The following is a 24,068-nucleotide window of genomic DNA, read 5'->3' as shown; positions in this document are numbered from 1 at the left end:
GCTCAGGCCTCCGTTGCGGTTTCGGTGCCTCGAGCACCCTTGGTCTTCTTAGACGTGTCCTTCTGGAGTTCGTCGTCAACGGCCATGGAGATCTCGCCTTCTTCCTCACGGCCGGGGGTCCGGAGGTTCCACAGTCGGATCACGAAACGGAAGACGATGTAGTAGATCAACGCGTAGGCGAGACCGATGGGGATGATGAGCCACGCGCGCTGACCGATGCCGAAGTTCAGCAGGTAGTCGATCGCACCGGCCGAGAAGCCGAACCCCATGTGAATGTCCAACGCGTTGACCAGCGCCATGGAGGTACCGGTCAGCACGGCATGCACCAGGTACAGCGGCCAGGCCACGAACATGAACGCGAACTCCAACGGCTCGGTGATCCCCGTGACGAACGAGGTCAGACCGACCGAAAGCATCACGCCACCGACTGCCTTCCGGTTCTCGGGCTTCGCCTCGTGGGTGATGGCCAACGCGGCTGCGGGCAACGCGAACATCATGATCGGGAAGAACCCCGTCATGAAGGTCCCCGCGGCGGGATCCCCCGCGAAGAATCGTGCGATGTCCCCGTGGGACCCGTTGAAATCACCGAGCTGGAACCACGGGAAGAAGTTGAGCAGGTGGTGCAGGCCCAACGGGATGAGCAGACGGTTGGCAACACCGTAGACGCCGCCACCCAGCACGTCGTTCTCCGCAACGGTCTCACCGGCCCAGGTCAGGAAGCTCGAGAACAGGGGGTACGGGAAGGCCAGCAGGACGCCCAGGACCAGGCAGACCACCGCCACCATCATGGGCACCAGCCGACGGCCGCCAAAGAAGCCCAGCCAGTCGGGCAACTTGGTTCGGTGGAACCGTTCCCAGAGTTTGGCGGTGATGAATCCGACCAGGATGCCCGCGAGCACCCCGTAGTTGATGACGGGTGGCTCCTCCTCCGTGCCCGGGCCAAGGACGACCGGGGCCATCGCATCGAAGACATTGGTCAGGACCAGATACCCGACGACGGCGGCGAGCGCGGTGGACCCGTCACCCTTCTTGGCGAACCCAAAGGCGATACCTACGGCGAAGAGCAGACCGAGGTTTTCGAACAGAGCGTTGCCCGCACCCGCGAACACAGCCGCGACCGTGTGCAAACCGTCGAAGCGACCCAGCAGGTCGTCCTGTCCCAAACGCAGCAGCAGCGCCGCCGCGGGAAGGCTGGCGATCGGCAGCATGAGGCTGCGACCGAAGCGCTGCAGCACGATCAGCGCCTTTGAGGGTTGCTTGCCTTGCTCCCGAGCAGCATCTGCGCTCGCTCCCACGTTTGCCCGGCCCATGGACCCGTCCTTTCTCTCTCCCGTAGAGTGATCTCAACTGGTTATAACCAGTGTTGCCAGTCACTGTGGACGAATCGTGCAAAACTGTCAACAACCTGTGAAACAACTCAGCAATTCCCGCAAGGAGGAGCCCATGTCCAAGCCCGAAGAGATCCTCTCCGCCCTGGGTGGCGCGGACAACGTCGAAGAGATCGAGGGCTGCATCACGCGCCTGCGCACGGAAGTCGTGGACGGATCGCTCGTCGACCAGGCCGCCCTGAAGGCACTGGGTGCGCACGGCGTCGTCGTGGCCGGCACCGTGGTGCAGGTCGTGGTGGGCCCGGAGGCCGAGAACCTGGCCGAAGACATCCAGGACCTGCTGTGAGCACCACAGTCCGCACTCCATTCGCGGGCCGGGCCGTCCCACTGACGGAGGTCCCGGATCCGGTCTTCGCGCAGGGCATGGTGGGCCCGGGCGCCGCGGTGGTTCCGGCCCAGGACGCGGCGAAGCTGACCGTCGTCGCACCCGTTGCGGGGACCGTCATGAAGGCGATGCCGCACGCCGTCGCCGTCGTCACGGAGGCCGGCCAAGGCGTCCTGGTCCACGTGGGCCTGGACACCGTGGAGCTCAAGGGCGAGGGCTTCGAGGTCCTGGTGGAGAAGAAGCAGAACGTGACCGCGGGCCAGGAACTGCTGCGAGTGGACGCGGCTGCGGTCCGGGCGAAGGGTTACAACCTGTGCAGCCCCGTGGTGGTCATGGACGGCAAGTCCGACGACGTGGCAGAGCAGGCGGGCGGGCCGGTGTCCGACGGTGCAACTCTCTTCAGGATCCTCACTGAGGGCACTGACTGAGGGCACTGACTGAGGGCACTGACTAAGATCACCGGGTGACCGAATTGCCCGCCGCCAAACACGTCCGACTACGTGACGCGTTGGCCGAGATGATCCGCACGGAGCTGTCCGTGGGAGATCAACTGCCCGGTGAACGGCGACTGGTGGAGCAGTTCGGCGTCTCCCGGATCACCGTCCGGCACGCCATCGCCCAACTGGTCTCCGAGGGCCTGTTGGTGCGCAAACACGGGCGGGGAACATTCGTCGCCCACGGGATGGCGCAGTCACGGTTGCACCTGGCCTCCTTCCACGAGGACATGCGCGCGGCCGGCCTCTCCCCCTCCACGCGGGTGGACGTGGTGGCCGAACAGGACGCTCCCCCGGAAGCCGTCGCGCATCTGGGATCCGACCGCGCCCTGCGGGTGCGGCGACTTCGCCTGGGCGACGGCGTTCCCGTCAGTGTGGACGACTGCTGGGTTCACCCCGGTCTGCTTCCGTTGGAGGCCGACTGGGAGACCTCCCTGTACGGGATGCTCTCCGCCGCGGGCGCGGGCATCACACGGGCCGAACAGACCGTCCAGGCGGAGGCGGCATCTCCGGAGGACGCTGCCCTGCTGGGCATCGAGCCCGGGGCCCCGGTGCTGGCGTTTCACCGCCGGTCCTTCAGCGCGAATCCGGACGGATCCGAACGCCCGATCGACTACTCCGTGTCCGTGTACCGGGCGGACCGTTATCAGCTCCACATGGAGGTCCTGGCTTGACCGAGACAACACCCTCCGGCAGTTCCACCACCGAACTGCGCAGCAACGTCACCGACACCGCCCTGATCTTCGAAGGCGGCGGGATGCGCGGGAGCTACACGGCCGGGGCCGTGACCACCTTGCTGGGCGCCCGGATCCACATCGACTGGGTGGGCGGAATCTCCGCCGGGGCGTCCCACACCGGCAACTACATCTGCCGGGACGCCTCCCGGGCGCGCAGGACCTTCGTGGACTTCGCGGGAGACCCGCAGTTCGGCAACCTTCGGACCTTCGCCCGGGGCCAGGGGCTGTTCAATGCCGAGTACATCTACCAGCACGCCAGCCTGCCGGACGCGTCCCTGCCCTTCGACTTCGACCGCTTCCGCGCCAACCCGGCGCGCTACCGCATCGGTGCGTTCAACGCCGTCACGGGTGAACAGACCTACTTCACCAACGAAGACGCACCCACTCAGGACGACCTGATGCTCCAGGTCCGGGCGTCGTCGTCCATGCCCGTGCTGATGCCTCCCGTGTACTATCGGGACTCGGTCTGGGTGGACGGGGCGCTCGGTCCCACGGGCGGGATCGCCCTGGACGCGGCCCGTGCCGACGGATACCGGAAGTTCCTGGTGATCCTGACCCGCGAGCGCGACTACATCAAGGAACCGGAACGCTTCGCCCGGGTGTACCAGCGGCAGTTCCGGGACCACCCGGCTGTCGTCGAAGCCCTGGATGCGCGACCCGCCAACTACAACCGCACCCGGGAGGAGCTCTACGACCTGCAGTCGGCGGGCCAGGCGATGATCTTCACCCCCGATCGCATGCCGGTCTCCAACGGTGAACGCCGCGTGGCGCGCCTCCAGGCCGCCTATGCCGCCGGGTACGCACAGGCGCAGCGGGAGCTACCGAGGTGGAAGGAATTCCTGGGGCTCTAAGGGACCTCGGAGTGCCGGGGCCACCGCAAGGGAGGCTCAGGCCTCCTGGAGGCCCTGTTCGTCCAGGATGGTGATGCGTCGTCCGGGACCGAGCGCCAGGACACCCCGGTCCGCCAGGGCTCGCAGTCGCCGCGACAGGGTTTCGGGCGTGGTGCCGATCAGGCTGGCCAGGTCCTTCTTGCTCACGGGCAGTTCAAAGGTGTCCCCCACGGGCCGGTCCGAGGCCGTCATGAGGTAGTCGCCCAGTCGCTGGGCCACCGTCCGGTCGGCCAGAGCGGCCAACTGCGCCTCCGTCTCCTCCAGCCGTTGCGTCACCACCTGGAGCATGTTGACCGCCATCTGGGGCCGTTGTTCGAGCCACTGCTGGACATCGATCCGCGACAGCGTGCAGACCATGGCATCGGTGACCGTGGTGGCCATTCGCGGGGCGGGCGATCCCGTCAACACCGAGTGCTCGCCCATGAACTCCCCCGGCCCCAGGATGCGCAACAGGCGTTCGGACCCGTCAGCGCCCAGGCGGACCTGCTTGACCTGACCGCGGTGCACGATCTGCAGTGCCGGCATGGCGCCCTGCGCCTGGATGACCTGGCCCTTGCCCACCGCACGAGTGGTCACGCGTGCCGCGATGCTGCGCCGCTCCTGGATGGGCAGGTCACGGAAAATGGGGACCTTGCTGACGCACGCGAACCGTGCATCCAGGTCCAACGCCACGTTCCCGGACGCTTCCACACCGACGTGCGAGCAACCGCAGCTCATGGCCTCGTTCCTTCCCAGGTCTCAACTGCGCCAAATTGGGCTAGTCCATTATGACCTTATTCGACTCGTCTTGCGTGCGGGTGCAGGTGGTTGCCCCACCTCAGCGCACCATCCCGCCATCCCCTAAGCTCCTGCCCATGACCACGGATTTCGACGACGTCGCGGGCCTGGGGAATCCGGCACGACGGGCCCTCCGGGAGGCCGGGTATTCGACGCTGGAGGACCTGAACGGGGTTGCCCACCGGGACCTGCTCGCCCTCCACGGCGTGGGTGCCCGCGGATTGGAACGAGTGCAAGCGGCCCTGGTCGAGCGGGGGCTATCCTTGACGGACGCTCCGGCGCGCACCGACCGCAGCGCCGTCGTGACGGACTCGCACACGGGCTCCAACGCCCCCGATCTCAAGACCCATGCCACCGCGGTGGACCCGGCGGAGTTCGTGGCCTCCCTGCCCTGGCCGCGACGCGTGGAGCAGGGGCACCGCCTGTTGTCGCTGTTCGGCGCCGCCACGGGGGAGGCACCCGTGATGTGGGGCCCGTCGATGATCGGTTACAGGCAGGCTCACTACCGCTACGCGACCGGCCGTGAGGGCGACACCTTCCGCATCGGTTTCAGCCCCCGCAAGGCCGCCATCAGCCTGTACGGGTTGCAGAACCACCCGCGTTCGGACGAACTCCTGAGCCGCCTGGGCAAGCACCGCACGGCGGTCAGCTGCGTCTACGTCAACCAGCTCGAGGACGTCGACGACGACGTTCTGCTCGCCCTGATCACGCACGCCTGGGAGTCCGAGCCCCGCGTCCGCTGACACCCCTGACACCCCTGCCGAGTGTCCGTTTCGGGTCGCCCCGGGGCCTCCAAAGCGACCCGAAACGGACACTCCGCGGGGGTGAGTGTGGGGTGAGGGTGGGGTGAGGGCGAGCGGGTCAGCGGGTGTAGACGCGCAACCACACCATCGAGTGGGACGGCAGGTCCACGCCCTGGGCCAGGTCGAGGATCTTGTCGTCCAGCAGGGACACCGCCTCCCGCTCGAAACCGGACAGGGTCAGGGCCTCCACCCTGTGGGGGTGGTCGTCCACGTTGGCCAGACACAGCACGACCGACGGCCAGCCCTCCGGGTCCAGGCCGGGACGCTGGTACCCCACCAGGTGTTCGTTGCGGGGGTCGAAGCCGATCAGGTCGGCGCCGTCGAACTCCGTGACCTGTTCACGCACGGTCAGCAGGTGCTTCAGTCCTTGGAACACCCGCCCGGGAACAGTCGTGGAATCCGTGCGCTGCGCGTAACCGGTCTCCGGGAAGTACGGGCGGTGTGCCCACCGGGAGTCGTTGCCGTTGGCGGGGTCCAGACGCCAGTCGGGGTCGTTGGTCTGGGCCAGTTCGTCGCCCAGGTACAACAGCGGCAGTCCTCCCGTAGACATGGCGATCCCGTGCGCCAGCAGGACCCGGTCGACACCGTCGGAGGGGTGATCCGTCGTCGTGCCGGCCAGGGAGGCGGTGGTGCCGCAGACCCGGGCGTCGCCGGTCTTGGGGTTGTACTGGAAGGCGACGCCGTCGGCGAAGGAGTCCGGGAAGCGCCCCGTGTAGAAGTCGTTGAGGAAGCGGCGGTGGTGGTAACCGTCGATGCCACGGCGGGCCGCGTCCTCGTCGGAGAAGGTCCAGCCGATGTCGTCGTGGCTGCGCACGTAGTTGACCCATGCCGTGCCGGGCGGCAGGCCGTGCCGTTCGGCGATCGCGTCGTTCAGCAGCACGCCCTTGCGCGTGGCCAGCGCCTCCCAGGTCAGCGCCATCTGCAACGGGTTGTAGGAGATCTGGCACTCGTCCGGGTGGATGTACTGCACCACCTCATCGGGGTGGACGATCGCCTCGGACTTGAAGATCGTGGCGGGCGCGGCGATGCGACAGACCCGGTTGAGCATCTGCACGATCCAGTGCGCCTGCGGCAGGGACTCGCAGGACGTGCCCAGCTCCTTCCACAGGAAGGCCACGGCATCGAAGCGCAGCACCTCGGCACCCTGGTTGGCCAGGAACAACATCTCCCCGGCCATGGCCGCCAGGACCTCCGGATTGGTCCAGTTCAGGTCCCACTGGAAGTCATGGAACGTGGTCCACACCCACCGCGGATCCCCGGGAGCCACGGGTGTGAAGGACCCGGGATGGTCGTCCGGGAAGATCTCCCGGGTGGTTCGTTCGAAGGCATCCGGCATCTGCCGGTCCGGGTAGATCCAGTAGTAGTTCTGGTACTTGGGATCCCCCGCACGCGCGGCCTTGGCCCATTCGTGGTCGTTGGCCGTGTGGTTGAGCACGAAGTCGACCACCAGACTGATGCCCCGTTCCCGCAGGTCACCCGAGAGTTCAGCCAACTCTTCCATGGTGCCCACGCGGGGATCCACGTGTCGGTAGGAGGAGACCGCGTACCCGCCGTCGTTGTTGCCGTCGGGGACCGCGAAGGCCGGCATGAGGTGCAGGTAGGTGAGCCCGAGTTCCTCCAGGTACGGGATGCGCTCCCGCAGACCCGCCAGGTTCCCCGCCCAACGGTCCACGTAGCAGACCCCGCCCAGTTGGTCGCGGGCCAGGAACCAGTCCGGGGCGTCACTGCGCCGTCGGTCCAGGGCACGCAGGTCCGCGGACCGCTCACCCCAGGACCGGGCCAGTGCCGCGCCCAGGTCGACCATCACGGAGGCCACGTGACCGTCGGAGCCGTACGTGCGCCGGACCAGGTCGATCAGGGCCGGGTAGTGGAGGTCGAAGCGCCGGAGGAAGTCCAGGGCCTCGGGCTCCTGGACCGTGCCGGCCGCGACCAACGCCTCCAGGTGCTGCAGCGCCCCCGCCTTGGCTGCTTCCACCACGGCAGTGGTGTTGTTGAGATCCGACGGCCGGTCCGGTGCGGGCGTGGACGACAGGCCGGACGCGGCTCCGGCGGGCAGTGAGTGCATTGCACCATGCTCCCCTGTCCCGGTGCTTGACAACAAAAGTTCGAGGGAACCGGCAACACGATCTTCGTCACGTTCAACCCGGCTGCTGAACGCTGCGTGGTCCTACCATGGGAAACACGGTCCGCTTGCGAAGAGGCAGCGGATGCAACGCTCCCGGGAGGTCCAGTGCCAGCGCTTCGTCGCGGTCATCGCAGGTTCCAGCAACAACCCCGCGACCCCCTGCTCGACGACCTGCGGGCCTGGCCGGGGGACACCGTCGCCTCGGACCTCGAACGCGTCACCACGGCGCACGACGCCTCCCACTACCTGCTGCACCCGCGCGCACTTGTCCGGGCCCACTCGGCTTCCCAAGTCGGCTCGCTGTTGCGGATCCTGCAACGCCACGGTGTCGGATTGACGCTGCGCTCCGGGGGCACCTCCCTCTCTGGTCAGGCCGTCACCGATCAGGTCCTGGTGGACGTCCGCAGGCACTTCCGGGGCTTCGAGATTCTCGACGACGGCGCCCGGGTACGGGTGCGGCCCGGAACCACCGTGCGGGAGGTCAACTCCGCCCTGGCCCGTCACGGGTACAAGCTCGGCCCGGACCCCGCCTCCGAATCCGCCTGCACCCTGGGCGGGGTGATCGCCAACAACTCGTCCGGTATGCACTGCGGCACGGAGTTCAACACCTACCGGACGCTCGAATCGATGATCCTGGTGACTCCGGCCGGCACGGTCCTGGACACCTCCGATCCGCACGCCGACCAGCAGCTGCGCGACGCGGAACCCTCGGTGCACGAGGGACTCCTGCGGCTGCGCAGACGGGTCCTGGACAACCCGCGGTCCGTGGCCACCGTGCGCCGCTTGTTCGGCATGAAGAACACCATGGGGTACGGCCTCAACGCCTTCCTGGACCAGTCCTCCCCCGTCAAGATCCTGGAACGGCTGATGATCGGGTCCGAAGGCACCCTGGGATTCGTGGCCGAGGCGGTGTTCCGCACCGTCCCGGTGCAGCCGCACGTGGCCACGGGGCTCTTGGTCTTCCCCGACCTGTTCGCGGCCACGGGTTCGGTCCCCGCCCTGGTGGAGGCCGAGTCGGCGACCGTCGAACTCATGGATGCCACGTCCCTGCGCGTGGCCCAGGCCTCCGGAAAGGCTCCGCTGCAGATCGCCGGAATCCAGGTCCAGGACCACGCCGCCCTGCTGGTCGAGTACCAGGGCACGGACCAGGACGAGCTGGGTGAGCGCGTCGACTCCGCGGGCAAGCTCTTCGGGCAGCTCCCGCTGGCCACCACGCCGGAACTCACCCGGGACGCGGCCGGGCGCGCGGCCCTGTGGACCGTGCGCAAGGGCCTGTACGCCGCCGTCGCGGGCAATCGTCCGTCCGGGACGAACGCGCTGCTCGAGGACGTCGTCGTTCCCGTTCCGTCCCTGGGTGCCACGTGTAAAGCCCTCACGGAACTCTTCACGGCGCACGAATACGAACAGTCCGTGATCTTCGGTCACGCCAAGGACGGCAACGTCCACTTCCTGCTCAACGAGGACTTCGCGGATCCCGTGCTCCTGGAGCGCTACGAGCGGTTCACCGAGGACATGGTGGACCTGATCCTGGACAACGACGGGTCCCTCAAGGCCGAGCACGGCACGGGACGGATCATGGCGCCCTACGTGCGGCGGCAGTACGGCGACGAGCTCTACGAGGTCATGCGCGAACTCAAGCGGCTGATCGATCCGGCCCAGATGTTCAACCCCGGCGTGATCCTCAACGAGGACCCCCGCTGCTACCTCCAGGATCTCAAGGTCGCTCCCACGGTCGAAGCGGAGGTGGACCGCTGCGTGGAATGCGGCTACTGCGAGCCCGTGTGCCCTTCCAAGGATCTGACGCTCACGCCGCGGCAACGCATCGTGGGTCGCCGCGAGATCGCCGACGCCAGGGCCAAGAACGACGACAACACCGCAGAAGCCCTGGCGCGGGAGTACGACTACCACGGCCAGGAGACCTGCGCGGTCGACGGGATGTGCTCCACGGCCTGTCCGGTGTTCATCGACACGGGGGACCTGGTGCGTCGGCTCCGGTCCGAGGACGCCAACCGCACGGAGGCCAAGATCTGGGACCGTGCCGCCGCGAACTGGGGCGGGGCCGTGCGCGTCGCTTCCACGGCGCTGACCGTGGCCAAGGCCTTCCCCACCGCACTCCCCAGAAGCGCGACCTCACTGGGTCGACTGCTCATGGGTGAGCAGCGGGTCCCTCAGTACAACGCGTTCCTTCCCCGCGGTGGCGAACACCGGCCCGGGGCGCAGAACCCCCAAAAACCCGTGGTCGTCTTCTTCCCGGCCTGCGTGTCCTCCATGTTCGGGCAGGACAGCGACGACGGCGACACGGCGGACAGCACGGGGCAGGGCGGGCCGGGGGCGATGGGGCCGTCGTCGTCCCAGGCCTTCCTGGCACTGTGCGAACGAGCGGGAGTGGCCGTCCGGATCCCGGAGGGCGTGCAGGCGGCGTGCTGCGGAACCCCGTGGAAGTCCAAGGGCATGGTGGACGGGTACTCGACCATGGCCGGGGTGACCCTCCCGATGCTGTGGGAGGCCACCGATCACGGACGACTGCCGGTGGTGTGCGACGCGTCCTCCTGCACGGAGGGGTTGGAGGTCATGACATCCAAGGCGGGCGCCGACCCCCGCTACCGTGAGCTGACCTTCCTGGACGCCGTGGAGTTCACGGCCGAGACCCTGCTTCCCTCACTCACCGTGCATCAACGGGTCGGGTCCATGGTCCTGCACCCCACGTGCTCGTCCACGCAGCTGGGACTCAACACCGCCCTGGACACCCTGGCGCAGGCCGTGGCCCAGGAGGTGACCACGCCGGTCGCCTGGAACTGCTGCGGATACGCGGGGGATCGCGGAATGCTCCATCCCGAGCTGACGGAGTCAGCGACGGCGCGCGAATCCGCCGAGGTCACCGCACGGGAGTTCGACGCGTACGCGTCGCTGAACCGCACGTGCGAACTGGGCATGACCCAGGCCACCGGACGCTCTTACCGGCACATCCTGCAGTACCTGGAACGCGCCACCCGGGCGCCGGAGGACCGCCCCGACCGGTGAGCAGCTGCTCAGACCTCGTGCCGCGCGGAGGAACCCTCGGCCCGCTTGGGCACGAAGAACGCGAACACGATGGTCACCAGTGAGATCGCGGCCGAGACCAGGAAGGCCACGTGAATCCCGTGCGCCTGACCCGCGGTCTGATCCGCTCCCCCGGACATGGCGCTGGCGGTCCCCAAGGCCATGAGGGTGATGAACAGCGCCGAACCGGCCGCACCGGCCACCTGCTGCAACGTGTTCATCACGGCACTGCCGTGGGAGTACAGCGACTGCGGGAGGCTGCCCAAGGCGGAGGTCATGAGCGGAGTGAACAGCAGCGCCAGACCGGAGCTCATGACGATGTGGGAGGCCACGATCCGCCACAGCGGGGCGTCCGCACCCAGCGCGGCAAAGCTCCACAGGGCGGCGCTCAGCACGAACGCACCGGGGATCACCAGGACCTTGGCGCCGTGACGGTCGTAGAGCCGCCCCACGAACGGTGCCAGCAGCCCCATGATCAGGCCACCGGGCAGCATGCTCAGACCCGTGGTCAACGTCGAGTGGCCGAGGATGGACTGCATGTAGATCGGCAGCAGGATCACGATGCCGAACAGCGTGCCCATGGCCACGATCATCATGCCGAGGGAGATCGTGAACGTCCGGTGGGTGAAGGGTCGCAGGTCCAGCAGAGCGCGGTCCTCTCGTTGCAACCGCACCTGCCGCCACACGAACAAGGACAAGGCGATCAGCCCGACCACCAGGGCCGGGACCGGCGGCACGCTTCCGCCGCTCTCCCCCGCACCGCTGCCGTGGCTGCCGAACCCGCTCAGGCCCATGACCAGGCCACCGAAGCCCAGGACGGAGAGGACCACGGACAGGAGGTCCAGGCGGACCTTGCGCGGTTCCCCCATGGAGGGCATGAGCCACGCGCCGATGACCAAAGCGGCGACGGCGATCGGCAGCATGATCAGGAACAGCCACCGCCAGGACAGCGCGCCCAGGATGATGCCTGAAATGGTGGGGCCCACCGCCGGGGCCACGGAGATGACCACGGAGATCAGTCCCATCAAGGAGCCGCGGCGTTCCGCGGGCACCACGGTCAGCACAGTGGTCATGAGCAGCGGGAGCAGCAGCGCCGTGCCGGAGGCCTGGACCACCCGGGCGGTCATGAGGACCGGGAAGTTCGGGGCCATACTGGCCAGCACCGTGCCCGCTGTGAACAGGACCATGGCGGTCATGAACACCACGCGGTGCGGCAGGCGCTCCAGCAGGAAGCCCGTGGTCGGGATGACCACGGCCATGGTCAGCATGAAGCCCGCCGTCAACCACTGAGCCGTGGTCGCCGGGACGTGCAGGTCCGCCATGAGATCGGGCAGCGCCACGGACAGGACGGTCTCGTTGAGGATCACGGCGAAGGCCGAGACGATCAGGACCGCCAGCAGGGTCCGGACGCGCTGCGGGGCCAGGTCTGGGGTGGTCTCGCCGACCTGGGCGGGGGCTTCGGGGGATTTCTGCGGGACCTGGGGCAAGGATCCGGTCGAGGTGACGGACATGGTGCTCCTGAACGAACGAAAGGCGGGCTCAACGGGTAAGCAACCCGGAGCGCCTGGAAGCGTACAACTTCGTGAAGTGTCCCGTAAGTGACTGTGAGCAATACGACGGCGGCCGGCCCACCAAAGGGGGCCGGCCGCCGTCGTCAACTCGGGTGACGAAACCCTGCCCGTCAAGACAGGGTTCGCCGGTACCGCATCAGCGCTTACGGCCGCGGACCTTGCCGGCAGCGCCCTTCTCCGTGCGGGCGCCGGCGGTCTCGAGTTCACCGCTGTTGTTCTCCAGGTGCGCGCGGACGAACCACTGGAACAGTTCGAGTTCCCGCACCTGGCCGATCAGCATGTCCTCCGTGACGGGATCGATCCGCCCCGCGGTCTCCAGGGCCGCACGGTGGTCCTCGAGCAGCCCCGTGTAGACCAGGTCCAGAGCCGCAAGGTGCTCGTAGACACCCGCGCGACCGATCGAGTAGTCGTCCCAGGTCCGCTCGGCCACGATCGCCCCGGACAGGCCGTTGGGCGAATAGCCGAGGGTGGCGATGCGCTCGGCGACCTCGTCGACGAACCCGCGGACCAGCTCCACCTGGGGATCCAGCATCTCGTGGACGCTGATGAAGCCGCGGCCCGTGACGTTCCAGTGCGCGTGCTTGAGGGTCAGCTGCAGGTCGTTGAGGGCATGCAGGCGACCCTGGAGGACCGATGCCAGTTCCAGGCCCTGCTGATCGCTCAGACCCGGGACGGTGTAGTGGGCAACCGCCGCCGCACTCTTGCCGGTGTTCTTGGTGGTGTTCTTGCTGGCGGTCTTGTTCGTGTTCTTGCCGGCCATGATGACCCCTTCCGTCGAACCGAAGCACACATGCTCAGCGTGCTGATGGCTTGGATACCCCCATCATCTCCACCGCATGACCCGAAGTAAACGGTGTTCGCCGACAGGTGGCCCCGAGCCCTCAGCGCGCCGACCGGGACCGCTTCCCAGCCAGGGCCGCGGCGACCTCCGTGTCCACGCTCTCCCGGGCCTCGCGTTCCAGCTTGGCGTCCGGGGATTCCACCGGAGCGCTGTCCTTGCGCAAGGAGTCGCCCTCCACGTCCACGTTGGGCAGGATGCGGTCCAGCCACTTGGGCAGCCACCACGCCTTGTCCCCCAGCAGGGTCATGAGCGCCGGCATGATCGTCAAGCGCACCACGAAGGCATCCAGGAGAACGCCGACGGCCAAGCCGAAGCCCATGGGCCGGATCATGGCCAGGTGGCTGAAGATGAAGCCGGAGAACACGGAGGTCATGATGATCGCCGCGGCCGTGACCACGGCCCGCGCCCCCACCAGACCTCGTACGACGGCGACCCGCGACGGGTGACCGTGCACGTAGGCCTCACGCATCCCGGTGGCGATGAACAGCTGATAGTCCATCGCCAGGCCGAACAGGATGCCGACCATCAACGTGGGCAGGAAGCTGAGGATCGGCCCCGGGTCGGAGACCCCGAACAGACCGCCCAGCCAGCCCCACTGGTAGACCGCCACCAGGGCGCCCATACCGGCCGCCAGCGAGAGCAGGAAGCCGAGGGAGGCGATGACGGGGACCACGATGGAGCGGAAGACCAGGATCAACAGCAGCAGGGAGATCGCGATGACCACCCCCAGGTACAGGGGCAGAGCGTCGGCCAGCACCTGGCTGATGTCGATGTTGGCGGCCGTGGTACCGGCAACGCCCACGCTCGCGTCGTCGGAGGACTGGTAGTCCGGGGACAGGGCACGGATCTCGTCGACCAGGGTCTCGGTGGCGGGATCCGCCGGTCCGGATTCGGGGACCACCTGGAGCAGAGCCAGGTTGGTGCCGTCCTCCAGCGGGGCGGGGACAACGTTCTTGACGTCGTCGAGCCCGGCGATCTCCTCACCGACCTTCAGCTGGAGGTCATTGGCCTCCGCTTCGGAGAGCTCCTCGGGGTATTCGACCACGACGGTCATGGGGCCGTTGCGCCCTGCACCGAAGGTCTCGTCGACGATCTGGTAGGCCTGGTACTGCGTCGAGTCGGCAGGTTCCGACGAGCCGTCCGGAAGGCCCAGGCGCATGGACAGCACCGGGATGGCCAGCAGGATCAGCACGGCGGAACCCGCAATCACGGTCAGCAGGGGGTGCCGCACGGCCCGCGGGGTCTTGACGTGGGCCACCTCTTCCACCACGTGGCCCGCTCGGATCTGCTCCCGGTGCTTCTTGGGCAGGATGCGCAGTCCCACGACGCTCAACAAGGCAGGGGTCAGGGTGATCGTGATAAGGACGGCCACCAGGACCGAGAACGCAGCCACCCCACCCATGAGACCCAGGAACGGGATCCCGGAAATCCCCAGGGCAACCAGGGCGATGACCACGGTCGTGCCCGCAAAGACGACGGCGGCGCCGGCGGTTCCGGTGGCCAGCCCGATGGACTCGTGGATCTCGACGCCGCTACGAAGGTTCTGTCGGTGCCGGTTGAGCACGAAGAGGCTGTAGTCGATGCCCACGGCCAGACCCAGCATGAGCCCCAGCACCGGGGTCACCGAGGCCATCTGGACCACTCCGGACAGGGAGAGCGCCGCGGTTGCGGCCACACCCACCCCCACCAGCGCGGTCAGGACCGGCAGCGCGGCCCCCACGAAGGTGCGCAGCATGATGAACAGGACGATCGCGGCCACGATCAGTCCGACGACCTCCCCGGCGCCGAAGATCTCCATGCTCTGCGCGAGTTCGGTCGAGTAGTTGACCTGGACCCCGTCGATGTCGGCGTCGTCGATAGCCGACATGACGCCCTTCTGGTCTTCGGGTTCGATCTCCGGCTGTGCCGCGTGGAAGTTCACGGTGGAGATGGCGGTGGATCCGTCAGGAGACACGAAGCCGTAGTCCCCCATGAGGTCCATGCTGCGCTGGCCCACTTCCAGCTGGGCCTCCTGCTGGTCCACGGACTCCGGCGTCACGCCCTCCGGCACCGCACCGGAGGCCACGGCCGCCTCCAGCTGCCCCGAATCCCGCAGCTGGATCAGCTGATCGAGCTGTCCGGCGCCGTCGTCGATCTGCTGTTGCTGGGATTCCAGGTCGTCCTGCGCCTGGAACGGGTTGCTCACGGCTGACACCCCGGAGACCTCACCGGCCTGGTTCAGGGCATCGCCGATCTCCTTCTTCTGCGCGTCCGTGAACTCGGAGCCGTCCTCCGTGCTGAACACGATGGTGCCCACGCCCTCGTTGGCCGATGGCAGCTCGTCGGAGAGCTGGTCGGCCAGGCGCTGCGTCTCGGTCCCGGGGATCTCGAACTGGGAGCTCAAGGTGCCGCCGAAGGTCAGGAAGGCGCCCACGGACAGCGCCAGGATCGCGAGCCAGGCGGTGATCACCAACCAGGCGCGATGGGCGGCTGCGCGCCCCAGGCGGTAGAGGAGTTTTGCCACGGGGAAGACCTTTCGTGTCTGTCTTGCGGTGAATCAGGTTCTTGGATCGGGAGGCGGTGCAGGCCGCCGAGTGGTCCTGGGTGGCCAGGACGATTCAGGGGCCGAAGCCCCTTCGGAGGGAGTCCATGGCATGGCTGAGCAGGTCCTGCCAGAGCTTGCGGGTCTGGTCCGTCAGGTCGCCACCGGTGGCCGCGAACCAACGGTCCACGCACACGGTCATGGTGGTGGTCAGGTACTCGCCCAGGAGGTGGGCCTCGAAGGGGTCGGCGTCGTCGACGCGGTTGTTGAGCAGCCCCACGATTTCCCGGTTCACGGAGTCCGTTGCCCGCAGTGCCACCAGCCCGACTTCATCGGAGCCCTCGGCCGGAAGCTTCCGGGGGCGACGGGGCACACAGGTCGGAGAGTCCGGGGCAGAAGCTTCCGTCAAGGTGTTCGGCAGGAACGGGAAGACGGCCTGGCAGACGGTGCCGATCACGTCCAGCTGCGCGGCCGCATCGGCAAAGGCGTCCAGGGCCGCGGACAGGTCGGGGAATCGCCGGGCACCGATCAGGTCGTTGAAGTCCCCGTAGAGCCCGGAAACGCTGTCCGTGAAGGACCCGAGCACCGCATCCTCAGTCCCGGAGAAGTGATTGAAGATCGTCCGACGGGAGACCCCGGCCTCCTTGGCCAGGTCATTGACGGTGAACCCGCTCAGTCCCCGCTCGCGCGCCAGGGCAGCGGCAGCCACCACGATCGCCCGGCGGTTGTACCACTTGAGGGCTTCGCGTTTGTCGCTCGGCGGAGCGCTGGGGGTGAGGTCCACGGGATAAGATCGTGCCAAGTATTTGCACAGCGTGCAACATCACGACGACGTGAGGTAGGTCATGGCCCGTAGCAGCGCCACCCAGCAATCTGTCGGCCCGGTCAAGCGGGCACTCAAATCCCCCAAGGCCTTGGCGATGGGGATGTCACTCTGGCCACCCTTCCTGGGGGCCGGCGTGCAGGTCCGGGAGATCGCCCCGGACTGGCGCCGCGTCCGGGTGACGATCCGTGCACGCCCGTGGACGTCGAACTACGTGGGCACGGTCTTCGGCGGGACCATGCTCTCGGCCACGGATCCGTTCTGGATGCTGATCCTGATGAAGAACCTGGGGTCGGAGTACATCGTCTGGGACCGCCAGGTGGTGGCTCGTTTCCGTCGCCCCGGGCACGGACACCTCCACGCCGAATTCGCGCTGGACCAGGGCACTTTGGAGGAGCTGCTTGCCGCCGCGGACACCGGCGAGCGCGTCCTGCGCTGGTTCAGCACGGACCTGATCGATGACGACGGGCAGACAGTGGCCACCGTCCGCCGCGAGATCTATCTCAAGCGCCGGGAATGAAGCCCGCTTTCACAGCCAGGTCCCGCCGCCGGCGTCGTCGGGGGTGTCCACATCGGCGCGGAACCCGTGGATCCAGCTCAGGTGACGGTCGAACATGCCCGGCGAGGCCAGCTGCGCGTTCCGTTCATCGGCCCGCGGCCCGTCCGGCAGATGCAGGACGTCCGCGGTGATGATGGAGGCGGACTGGACCTTGCGGGTCCGACCGCGGCGGAGTTGTTCGTACCGACGACGCGAGGCGTCCCAGTCCGCGGTCCCGGTGAGTTGGTCCGCGAGCACGATCGCGTCCTCGATGCATTGATTGGCCCCCCTGGCCGTGGTGCGGGACCAGTGCGTGTGCCGCGTCCCCCAACAGCGTCACACGCCCCCGGGACCAGCAGGACAGCGGCGGTCGATGGAACAGGGCCCAGCGTTGCGTGACGGGTACGGCGGAGATCATCTGTCGGACCGCCGGGTGCCAGTCCTCGAAACCGGCCAGGTGCGTGCCGTCCTCCACCGGGGCCACCCAGCCCGTGTGCGGCCACGGCGAGGGCACCCGCTGGACCAGGAAGAAGTTCTGTTCCCCCGAGCCGATCGGGTAGTGCAGCAGGTGCGCCCCGGGACCCATCCAGAACTGAATAGCCTCCGGATCCGGCAGCAGGTCCAGGGATTCCGGGCTGACGATGCCACGGGAGGCAACAGTCCCGGAGAACAGGGCGTCGTCGTAGCCCAGAAGCTGCCTGCGGATGCCCGACCGGGCGCCGTCGACCCCGATCACCAGGTCGGCCTCGGCCGTGTCACCGTCCTCGAAACGCAGCCTGGCACGGTCCGCACCGTCGTCGACACCCACCACGCGCTTGCCCAGGTGGAGGCCGTCCCGGCCGAAGGCTCCCGAGAGGATGCGCTGCAGATCCGCCCGGTGGATCCCGTAGTACGGGGCGCCGAAGCGTTCGCGGTAGCTCTCCTTGGTGTGATGTCGCCCGACCACCTCACCCGTGCGCCCGTCACGGTGGATCAGGCCGTCGACCTCCGCGGCGTCGGCGTTCAGTTCGCGCTCGAGCCCGAAGCGCTCCAGGTAGAAACGGGTTGCGTTGGCCGAGAGCGCGACGGCGGCCCCGACCTCCCGCAGCTCGTGCGTGGCTTCCCAGATCTCGACGTCGACGCCGCGGCGGCGCAGCTCGATCCGGAGTGTCAGACCCCCGATACCGGCGCCGACGACTGCAACTTTCCGATCCTTCATGCCCACTCCCCACTCATATCGCCGAGCTGAAGACTCACCCTGACTGTGATCCAGAACACCTATAGTCACAGGCGGTGCGGGTGCGGCTCAAGGGCAGTGCTAAGTTCACCCAATGAGTTCCCCCGCCAGCGATCCCCACAACACCACCACGCGCAGTTCCGGACCGGAGACCACCGAGCCCTCCGGAGCACAGTCCCCCCAGATCAGCCACCACCTGGGCACGTCCATGAAGGCGCGGCACCTGGTGATGATGAGTCTGGGCTCGGCCATCGGCGCGGGACTGTTCATCGGGTCGGGCGGCGGGATCGCCGCGGCGGGACCGGCCGTTCTGCTCTCGTACGCCATCGCCGGCCTGGTGGTCATCCTGGTCATGCGTTCCCTGGGCGAGATGGTCGCCGCAGCACCCGCCTCAGGCGCGTTCTCCGTGTATGCCGAGCGCGCCATGGGTCCGGCGGTGGGGTTCACCGTGGGCTGGTTGTGGTGGATCCAGCTGTGTCTGGTCATTGCCGCCGAGGCCACCGCCTCCGCGCAGTTGCTCGTGGTCCTGTGGCCGGTCTTCCCGCAGTGGTTGTTGGCCCTGGTCTTCATGATCGTGTTCACGGGCATCAATCTGCTGGGGGTGGGGAAGTTCGGCGAGTTCGAGTTCTGGTTCTCCCTGCTCAAGGTCGGCGCGGTGGTCGCGTTCCTGATCGTGGGACTCGTGTTCCTGTTCGGCGGGACCCCGGCGGACTCCCCCGGCCTGAGCAACCTCACCGAACACGGCGGATTCCTCCCCATGGGTCTGGGCGGTGTGGCTGCGGGGCTGCTGGTGGTGGCCTTCGCCTTCGGCGGCATCGAGATCGTGGCGGTGGCCGCAGCCGAGACGGCCGACCCCGCTCGGAACGTTTCGCGGGCGGTGCGCACCATCGTGTGGCGCATCCTGCTGTTCTACATGGGCTCCGTGGCCATCATGGTCATCGCCCTGCCCTGGGATTCCGAGGCCCTGGCTTCCTCGCCGTTCGTGGCCACGCTGGATGCCGCGGGGCTCCCCGGGCTCGGGGCGGTGCTGGGCATCGTGATCGTGATCGCCCTGCTGTCCTCCCTCAACGCCAACCTCTACGGCGCATCACGCATGATCTTCTCCCTGGCCGAGCGCGGGCTGGCCCCCGGAGTCATGAGACGCACCAACTCCAGTCGCGTACCGGTTCCGGCCGTCCTGGCCTCCACGGCCTTCGGTTTCATCTGCGTGGGACTGAACTACCTGTGGGCGGAGGAGATCTTGGGCATCCTCCTGAACATCGTGGGCTCCACGCTGATCGTGACCTGGCTGGCCACCCTGGTCTCCCACCTGATCCTGCGCCGTCGTGCGCACCGGGAGTCAACGCCGTGGCCGTACGCCGCACCGTTGTTCCCGTGGACGAACATCGTGGCCCTGGTGGTCGTGGTTGCCATCATCGGGCTCGGTCTGACCGTCCCCGACGTACGGTTCCAGATCGTGGCCACCTCGCTGTTGGTCGTGGTCCTGGTGATCACGGGCGCGCTGGTCTCCCGCCGCCAGAAGCACCGCCAGAAGCACCGCGTTCGCTGACAGCGCGAAGTAACCGTCACCAGCCCCTGACCGCACCCGCCGGGTCTGCGTATGGTTGACACGTGCGCTCACTGATCTCGCTGATCCTGAACATCGTCTGGCTCGTGACCGCGGGGTGGGTCCTGTTCCTCGGGTACGTCCTGGCCGGCGTCGTCGCCTGCCTGCTGATCGTCACGATTCCCTTCGGCCTGGCCTCGTTCCGCATCGCGAACTTCGTGCTGTGGCCGTTCGGGCGCGAGGTCGTCGACGTCGGCCCGCCCACCGGCCTGAGCACGATCGGCAACGTCATCTGGTTCCTGGTCGCCGGACTGTGGCTGGCCGTGGGTCACGTGGTGACGGCCGTGGCGCAGGCCGCGACGATCATCGGCCTCCCGTTGGCCTGGGCGAACCTCAAGCTCATCCCGGTGACCTGCTTCCCATTCGGCAAGCAGGTGGTCTCCTCCTCGAACGCACGCGCCCGGATGGTGCCGGTCGCGCGCGTGTGACCAACTCCCTGGCACGGCTCCACACCCTGGTCTAGGGTGATGGGCATGAAGCTGTGAAGGTGACCACGCCCCGCGTCCGCGGCGTTCCGTTCCGAGGCTCCCCCACGCGGTGGGGTCAAATCGGTTGACGGAGCCCATGCCCGGCGGGGCTCCCACACTTCACCCGGGAGCAACGTGCCCGAGCAGATTTCACCTCCTCCTTCACCTCTGACGAACCGCCACCGTGGAGACCACATTCACCTCGATGGTGTCTCGTTCACCTATGCCACCGCCCCGGCGGCGACCCTCACCGATGTGTCCTTCACGGCCGCGGCCGGCCAGGTCACGGGCCTGATCGGCGAGAACGGCGCCGGGAAATCGACGGTGCTGGCCCTGGTGGCCGGCGACCTGGTTCCGACGGCAGGTATGGTCACCGCACCGCCGTCGTTGCGGTACCTGTCCCAACGCCCCGCGGGCGGATCCCGGGGCACGGTCACGACGGCGATCGAACGCGCCGTCGCCCCGGTGCGCGCACTCGAGACGCAGCTTCAGGAACTGGCAGAAGGCATGGCCGCCCGGCCCGACGACCCGACGGTGGCCGAAGCCTGGGATCGCACGCTGGCCGCTGCTGATGCCCGCGGCCTGTGGGACCTGGACGACGCGGCGGACTTCCTGACCGGTGAACTCCGGCGATGGGCCGGGCCCGTTCTGGTGGCCAGCCACGATCGCTGGTTCCTGGATCATGCGGCAGATCAACTGGTGGATCTGGACCCGTCCCTGGACCCCCAACGGCCGCGGCGGCGGGACCCAAGGGACCGTGTATTCAGGCAACTTCAGCGATTACCTGCGACAACGCCAGGCGCTCCGGAGCACCTGGGAGCAACAGTTCGCGGACCAGGGAGAGCAGCTGCAGCGCTGGCGCACCGAAGCCGCGCTGGAGTCCTCCGACGTCTTCCACCGGACCACCGCGAAGTCGGAGGCACGAATCGCCCAGAAGTTCTATTCGGATCGGGCCGCGGCCACGCTCACGCGCCGTTCCCGCAACGCCCGGCGCAGGTTGGAGGAGTTGGAACGCAACGCCATCCTGCCCCCACCCCGACCGTTGCACTTCGGGCCGTTCGCCTTGGCCGGGACAGGGACGGAAGCGGGCGAGGCCACGGCGGATCGTCCCGTGGCCGTGCGAGCCACGAATCTCGGCCTCGCGAACCGTCTTGCTCCGACGACGTTCACCCTGAAACCGGGCGATCACCTGCTGCTGACGGGACCGAACGGGGCGGGGAAATCGACACTGCTGAACATGCTCAGCGGGGACCTCGCACTGGACACGGGGCACCTGTGGGTGGACCCGGAACTCCGAGTCGCCACCCTGACGCAGGAGGAGGTCGAACTCGCCACCGACGCCGGCCGCACGTCCGCCACCTGCCAACCCTTGACCCCCGGGCAACGACGACGCGACCAGCTCCAGGCGATCCTGGCCGATCCGCCGGACCTGCTGCTGCTGGACGAACCCACCAACCACCTGGCCCTGGGCCTGGTCGAGGACCTGGAGATCGCACTCGAGGACTGGCCCGGGACGGTGATCCTCTGTACCCACGATCGCTGGGTCCGCCACCGCTGGAAGGGCCTGCGGCTGCACCTTGAGCCTGCCGTGGATTGACGGTCGGTCGGCTCACGAGCACTCACCCGCAGGAGCGGGTGAGTGCTCCGGGCATGACCGTGGGGTGTCCGGTCCACCACCGGACACCCCACAGGTGAGGGGCTGGTTCCTCAGCCCAGGGCACGCTCCCCGACCACGGACGTCACCGGGGAAAAGGCCGTTGCCGCAGCGCCACGCGGGCGCCTGCGATCAACGACGGTTGCGACCTCCCAGGCCGCGGCCGTCATCGTCGCGGCCGTCGCGGCCCTCGTCACCCTCGACCACCTCGACCTCTTCGCGGCCGACCTCGGCCTGGATGCGCTCCTGGTCCTGGACGACGTTCTTGTCCAGGCCGACGCGCTCCTTGGCAACAACGTTCTTGTCCACCACGGGGCGTTCCTCGGAGAGCGTCACCTCGACGTCCTCTTCGCTCAGAGTGCCGCCGCGAGCTTCGCCGCCCGAGATCGGCTCACGAACGACCTCGACCTCTTCGCGCTCGACCGGCACGGTCACGGTTTCCTGCTCGGTGACCACGCGCTTGCGCAGACGGGCACGCCCGGTCTGCACTCGCTCGGTGCCCACGTTCAGCTCTTCTTCGTGACGCACCACGGACTCGCCGGAGCCGTCGCGGTCGCCACGCACATCGCCTTCGGCGTTGGCGCGGGAATCGGCATCCAGGCCGTACTGGCCGCGGTTGCCCTCACGCGTGTGGTCGCCGCGCTCGTCGGGGTACTGGCCGGTTCCGCCGACGCCGGTGTCGTGGCCGAGACGGGCACGATCGTCCTCGACGTCACGGTCCTGACGCGAACCCGCGATGCCGCCGGCAGCACCTGCGGCGCCTGCAGTGCCGGCTGCAGCGGCGTTGCGGCCGCGGCCGTCGTTGCGATCGTTGTCGCGGTCGAGGAGGTCGTCGCGGTCACCGGAACCGCCACCCATACCGTAGTAGCGGTACAGGTCGTCCTCTTGACGCTCGTCGATGTGTGCGTCGGCATCCAGGTTCGGGGCGTCCTTGATGAAGTCCTTGGTGTAAGGCACGTGGATCTCACCGTTGTTCACACGAGCACGGTCCAGCGGGACAAAGGTCTCGTTGGAGCCGAACAAACCGGTGTTGACGGTGACCCAGTTGGGCTCGCCGGAGGCATCGTCCAGGTAGAGCTGGGCAACCTTGCCCACCTTGCTTCCGTCCTGGTCGTAGACAGTGCCGTTTTCGAGCTCTTCGATGTTGAAGGTGGCCATGATGACTCCTGTTCGTTGCTCATACCCGCCCTCAGCCCATGAGAGCAGGAGAGCGCCCGCACGTCACCGCCGGAGTAGGGCTGTGACTGCAAACGCTCAGACTGCTTCGCAATCCACAAGTAAACGTAGCTTCTAAAGCGAGCCAGGTCACGCCGAAACCTAAGATTCCTTAGTTCTTACGGAAAGTTCCCACTCCTCACGGAGCCGTAGTTCATACTGCGGCCACCCCGTGGCACTCACCGCACGGGAAGCTGGACTGCAAGCCGAGCTGCAGCCTCTTTCAGAACGGGCACCTGCGCCTCCAATTCCGCCCGATCGCAGCGAAACACAGGGGCCGCCAGTGCCAGTGACGCCAGGAGGTGACCATTCGGAGTCACCACCGGAACCGCCACAGCTCCCATCCCGTCGTCGTGCTCACCTTGCTGAGCCGCCCAGCCTCTTTCACGGGTCTGCGCGATTTCTTTGCGCAATGTTTCGCGATCGGTCAGTGATTCCTCGGTGCGCGGTGACAGATCCAGGGACTCCACCAGCCGCTCCCGATCAGCGCCGGGCATGAAGGCAAGCAGCGCCTTGCCCAGAGCCGAGGTGTGCAACTCACCGCGATCGCCCGGGTCCGTCGTCGTTCTGAACTGGGGCCCGTCCACCGTGTGCACGGTGAGGAAATGGTCACCGTCCAGCACCGCCAGGAGAGTGCTCTCTCCCGTACGCTCCGTGACCTCTTTGAGCACGGTGAGGGCGACGCCGTCGTACCCCCTGGCGCTTGCCACCCGGTGGCCGAGCTCGAAGACTCGCAGTCCGAGGTGGTAGCGCTTCGTGGCGTCGTCGTACTCGACGAAATCCGAACTCACGAGGGTGGCCAGCAGACGGTAGGCCGTACTGAAAGGGAACCCCGTGGATTCTGTGACTTCCGCCGCCGTGGCACCCTGCGGGGCATCGCCGAGGACCCGCAGGACTTCAAGACCCTTCCGAACGGTCCCCGACGTTCCGACCACGACCCCTCCCTTCCCAGGTTTTTCCGTCCAATGCGCTCCGGTCCCTCGGGCTCCCAATGGATGTGCGGTGACCGCACACGTTGCCACTTGACGTACCTGTGTG

20 protein-coding genes and 1 pseudogene are annotated in these 24,068 nt (G+C 67.7%); 11 read left to right on the top strand and 10 right to left on the bottom strand.

Annotated elements, in window-relative coordinates; all coding sequences use genetic code 11:
- Window positions 1–2 precede the first annotated feature (2 nt).
- Complete coding sequence (locus EDL96_RS03770) at window positions 3–1,310, bottom strand: PTS transporter subunit EIIC (RefSeq protein WP_123824476.1); 1,308 nt, start codon at window positions 1,308–1,310, stop codon at window positions 3–5.
- A gap of 97 nt (window positions 1,311–1,407) precedes the next feature.
- On the opposite strand from EDL96_RS03770, the gene EDL96_RS03765 reads away from it, so the two are divergent.
- The 4 genes from EDL96_RS03765 to EDL96_RS03750 are packed head-to-tail and all read left to right on the top strand — an operon-like array spanning window position 1,408 to window position 3,795.
- A complete protein-coding gene (locus EDL96_RS03765) occupies window positions 1,408–1,674 on the top strand; it encodes a glucose PTS transporter subunit EIIB (RefSeq protein ID WP_267900136.1) in 267 nt (88 codons plus the stop codon).
- Complete coding sequence (locus tag EDL96_RS03760; protein WP_123824474.1) at window positions 1,671–2,141, top strand: PTS sugar transporter subunit IIA; 471 nt, start codon at window positions 1,671–1,673, stop codon at window positions 2,139–2,141. The genes EDL96_RS03765 and EDL96_RS03760 overlap by 4 nt, the downstream gene beginning before the upstream one ends.
- A 35-nt stretch (window positions 2,142–2,176) precedes the next feature.
- A complete protein-coding gene (locus EDL96_RS03755) occupies window positions 2,177–2,881 on the top strand; it encodes a GntR family transcriptional regulator (protein WP_233568663.1) in 705 nt (234 codons plus the stop codon).
- Window positions 2,878–3,795 carry a patatin-like phospholipase family protein gene (locus EDL96_RS03750; protein ID WP_267900135.1) on the top strand — a complete coding sequence of 306 codons (918 nt, stop codon included), beginning with the start codon at window positions 2,878–2,880 and terminating at the stop codon, window positions 3,793–3,795. Before EDL96_RS03755 ends, EDL96_RS03750 begins: the two co-directional genes overlap by 4 nt.
- A 36-nt stretch (window positions 3,796–3,831) precedes the next feature.
- On the opposite strand, the gene EDL96_RS03745 is transcribed toward EDL96_RS03750, so the two are convergent.
- A complete protein-coding gene (locus EDL96_RS03745) occupies window positions 3,832–4,551 on the bottom strand; it encodes a Crp/Fnr family transcriptional regulator (RefSeq protein WP_123824473.1) in 720 nt (239 codons plus the stop codon).
- Between the two features lie 137 nt (window positions 4,552–4,688).
- Here EDL96_RS03745 and EDL96_RS03740 point away from each other — a divergent pair, with 137 nt between their 5' ends.
- On the top strand, window positions 4,689–5,354 hold the full coding sequence (locus EDL96_RS03740) for a DUF1801 domain-containing protein (RefSeq protein ID WP_123824472.1): 666 nt from the start codon (window positions 4,689–4,691) through the stop codon (window positions 5,352–5,354).
- Between the two features lie 118 nt (window positions 5,355–5,472).
- Here EDL96_RS03740 and EDL96_RS03735 read toward each other — a convergent pair whose 3' ends face one another.
- Complete coding sequence (locus EDL96_RS03735; RefSeq protein WP_123824471.1) at window positions 5,473–7,479, bottom strand: alpha-amylase family protein; 2,007 nt, start codon at window positions 7,477–7,479, stop codon at window positions 5,473–5,475.
- A gap of 165 nt (window positions 7,480–7,644) precedes the next feature.
- On the opposite strand from EDL96_RS03735, the gene EDL96_RS03730 reads away from it, so the two are divergent.
- On the top strand, window positions 7,645–10,560 hold the full coding sequence (locus EDL96_RS03730) for an FAD-binding and (Fe-S)-binding domain-containing protein (protein ID WP_123824470.1): 2,916 nt from the start codon (window positions 7,645–7,647) through the stop codon (window positions 10,558–10,560).
- An 8-nt stretch (window positions 10,561–10,568) separates the two neighbouring features.
- Here EDL96_RS03730 and EDL96_RS03725 read toward each other — a convergent pair whose 3' ends face one another.
- The 4 genes from EDL96_RS03725 to EDL96_RS03710 form a co-directional block, all read right to left on the bottom strand.
- The gene (locus EDL96_RS03725; RefSeq protein ID WP_123824469.1) at window positions 10,569–12,089 is read right to left on the bottom strand and encodes an MDR family MFS transporter; all 1,521 of its coding nucleotides are present in this window, start codon (window positions 12,087–12,089) and stop codon (window positions 10,569–10,571) included.
- A gap of 196 nt (window positions 12,090–12,285) precedes the next feature.
- A complete protein-coding gene (locus EDL96_RS03720; protein ID WP_123824468.1) occupies window positions 12,286–12,909 on the bottom strand; it encodes a Dps family protein in 624 nt (207 codons plus the stop codon).
- A gap of 121 nt (window positions 12,910–13,030) precedes the next feature.
- Complete coding sequence (locus tag EDL96_RS03715; protein ID WP_123824467.1) at window positions 13,031–15,493, bottom strand: MMPL family transporter; 2,463 nt, start codon at window positions 15,491–15,493, stop codon at window positions 13,031–13,033.
- A gap of 94 nt (window positions 15,494–15,587) precedes the next feature.
- Window positions 15,588–16,295, bottom strand: a complete 708-nt coding sequence (locus tag EDL96_RS03710; protein ID WP_158609488.1) for a helix-turn-helix domain-containing protein — start codon at window positions 16,293–16,295, stop codon at window positions 15,588–15,590.
- A gap of 61 nt (window positions 16,296–16,356) precedes the next feature.
- Here EDL96_RS03710 and EDL96_RS03705 point away from each other — a divergent pair, with 61 nt between their 5' ends.
- Window positions 16,357–16,854, top strand: coding sequence for a DUF4442 domain-containing protein (locus EDL96_RS03705; protein WP_233568662.1), 498 nt, complete (start codon window positions 16,357–16,359; stop codon window positions 16,852–16,854).
- A gap of 124 nt (window positions 16,855–16,978) precedes the next feature.
- On the opposite strand, the gene EDL96_RS03700 is transcribed toward EDL96_RS03705, so the two are convergent.
- Window positions 16,979–18,070, bottom strand: a complete 1,092-nt coding sequence (locus tag EDL96_RS03700; protein ID WP_199732524.1) for an FAD-dependent monooxygenase — start codon at window positions 18,068–18,070, stop codon at window positions 16,979–16,981.
- Between the two features lie 112 nt (window positions 18,071–18,182).
- On the opposite strand from EDL96_RS03700, the gene EDL96_RS03695 reads away from it, so the two are divergent.
- The 4 genes and pseudogenes from EDL96_RS03695 to EDL96_RS13635 all read left to right on the top strand — a co-directional run bounded on the left by EDL96_RS03695 (window position 18,183) and on the right by EDL96_RS13635 (window position 21,758).
- Window positions 18,183–19,637 carry an amino acid permease gene (locus EDL96_RS03695; protein WP_199732523.1) on the top strand — a complete coding sequence of 485 codons (1,455 nt, stop codon included), beginning with the start codon at window positions 18,183–18,185 and terminating at the stop codon, window positions 19,635–19,637.
- A 62-nt stretch (window positions 19,638–19,699) separates the two neighbouring features.
- Window positions 19,700–20,122, top strand: coding sequence for a YccF domain-containing protein (locus EDL96_RS03690; RefSeq protein WP_123824465.1), 423 nt, complete (start codon window positions 19,700–19,702; stop codon window positions 20,120–20,122).
- Between the two features lie 174 nt (window positions 20,123–20,296).
- Window positions 20,297–20,476 (top strand): annotated as a pseudogene (locus EDL96_RS14005) (hypothetical protein); the annotation flags it as partial.
- A 367-nt stretch (window positions 20,477–20,843) separates the two neighbouring features.
- Window positions 20,844–21,758: an ATP-binding cassette domain-containing protein gene (locus EDL96_RS13635; protein WP_233568661.1), complete on the top strand. Its 915-nt coding sequence runs from the start codon at window positions 20,844–20,846 to the stop codon at window positions 21,756–21,758.
- A 189-nt stretch (window positions 21,759–21,947) separates the two neighbouring features.
- Here EDL96_RS13635 and EDL96_RS03680 read toward each other — a convergent pair whose 3' ends face one another.
- Both EDL96_RS03680 and EDL96_RS03675 read right to left on the bottom strand, forming a co-directional pair.
- The gene (locus EDL96_RS03680) at window positions 21,948–22,973 is read right to left on the bottom strand and encodes a DUF2382 domain-containing protein (protein ID WP_123824464.1); all 1,026 of its coding nucleotides are present in this window, start codon (window positions 22,971–22,973) and stop codon (window positions 21,948–21,950) included.
- A gap of 236 nt (window positions 22,974–23,209) precedes the next feature.
- Window positions 23,210–23,965, bottom strand: a complete 756-nt coding sequence (locus EDL96_RS03675) for an IclR family transcriptional regulator (protein ID WP_233568660.1) — start codon at window positions 23,963–23,965, stop codon at window positions 23,210–23,212.
- Between the last annotated feature and the right edge of the window lie 103 nt (window positions 23,966–24,068).

Source organism: Kocuria soli (assembly GCF_003797835.1).
Taxonomy (GTDB): Bacteria; Actinomycetota; Actinomycetes; order Actinomycetales; family Micrococcaceae; genus Kocuria; species Kocuria soli.
The sequence above is the reverse complement of the archived record's forward strand: the minus strand, read 5'-3'. Positions and strand labels throughout refer to the sequence as shown.

Bases quoted from the DNA above. Each gene is read 5' to 3' on its own strand.
- EDL96_RS03770 (WP_123824476.1), bottom strand. From the start codon at position 1,310: ATGGGCCGGGCAAACGTGGGAGCGAGCGCAGATGCTGCTCGGGAGCAA.
- EDL96_RS03745 (WP_123824473.1), bottom strand. From the start codon at position 4,551: ATGAGCTGCGGTTGCTCGCACGTCGGTGTGGAAGCGTCCGGGAACGTG.
- EDL96_RS03740 (WP_123824472.1), top strand. From the start codon at position 4,689: ATGACCACGGATTTCGACGACGTCGCGGGCCTGGGGAATCCGGCACGA.
- EDL96_RS03735 (WP_123824471.1), bottom strand. From the start codon at position 7,479: ATGCACTCACTGCCCGCCGGAGCCGCGTCCGGCCTGTCGTCCACGCCC.
- EDL96_RS03725 (WP_123824469.1), bottom strand. From the start codon at position 12,089: ATGTCCGTCACCTCGACCGGATCCTTGCCCCAGGTCCCGCAGAAATCC.
- EDL96_RS03720 (WP_123824468.1), bottom strand. From the start codon at position 12,909: ATGGCCGGCAAGAACACGAACAAGACCGCCAGCAAGAACACCACCAAG.
- EDL96_RS03705 (WP_233568662.1), top strand. From the start codon at position 16,357: ATGGCCCGTAGCAGCGCCACCCAGCAATCTGTCGGCCCGGTCAAGCGG.
- EDL96_RS03700 (WP_199732524.1), bottom strand. From the start codon at position 18,070: ATGAAGGATCGGAAAGTTGCAGTCGTCGGCGCCGGTATCGGGGGTCTG.
- EDL96_RS03695 (WP_199732523.1), top strand. From the start codon at position 18,183: ATGAGTTCCCCCGCCAGCGATCCCCACAACACCACCACGCGCAGTTCC.
- EDL96_RS13635 (WP_233568661.1), top strand. From the start codon at position 20,844: ATGCGGCAGATCAACTGGTGGATCTGGACCCGTCCCTGGACCCCCAAC.
- EDL96_RS03680 (WP_123824464.1), bottom strand. From the start codon at position 22,973: ATGGCCACCTTCAACATCGAAGAGCTCGAAAACGGCACTGTCTACGAC.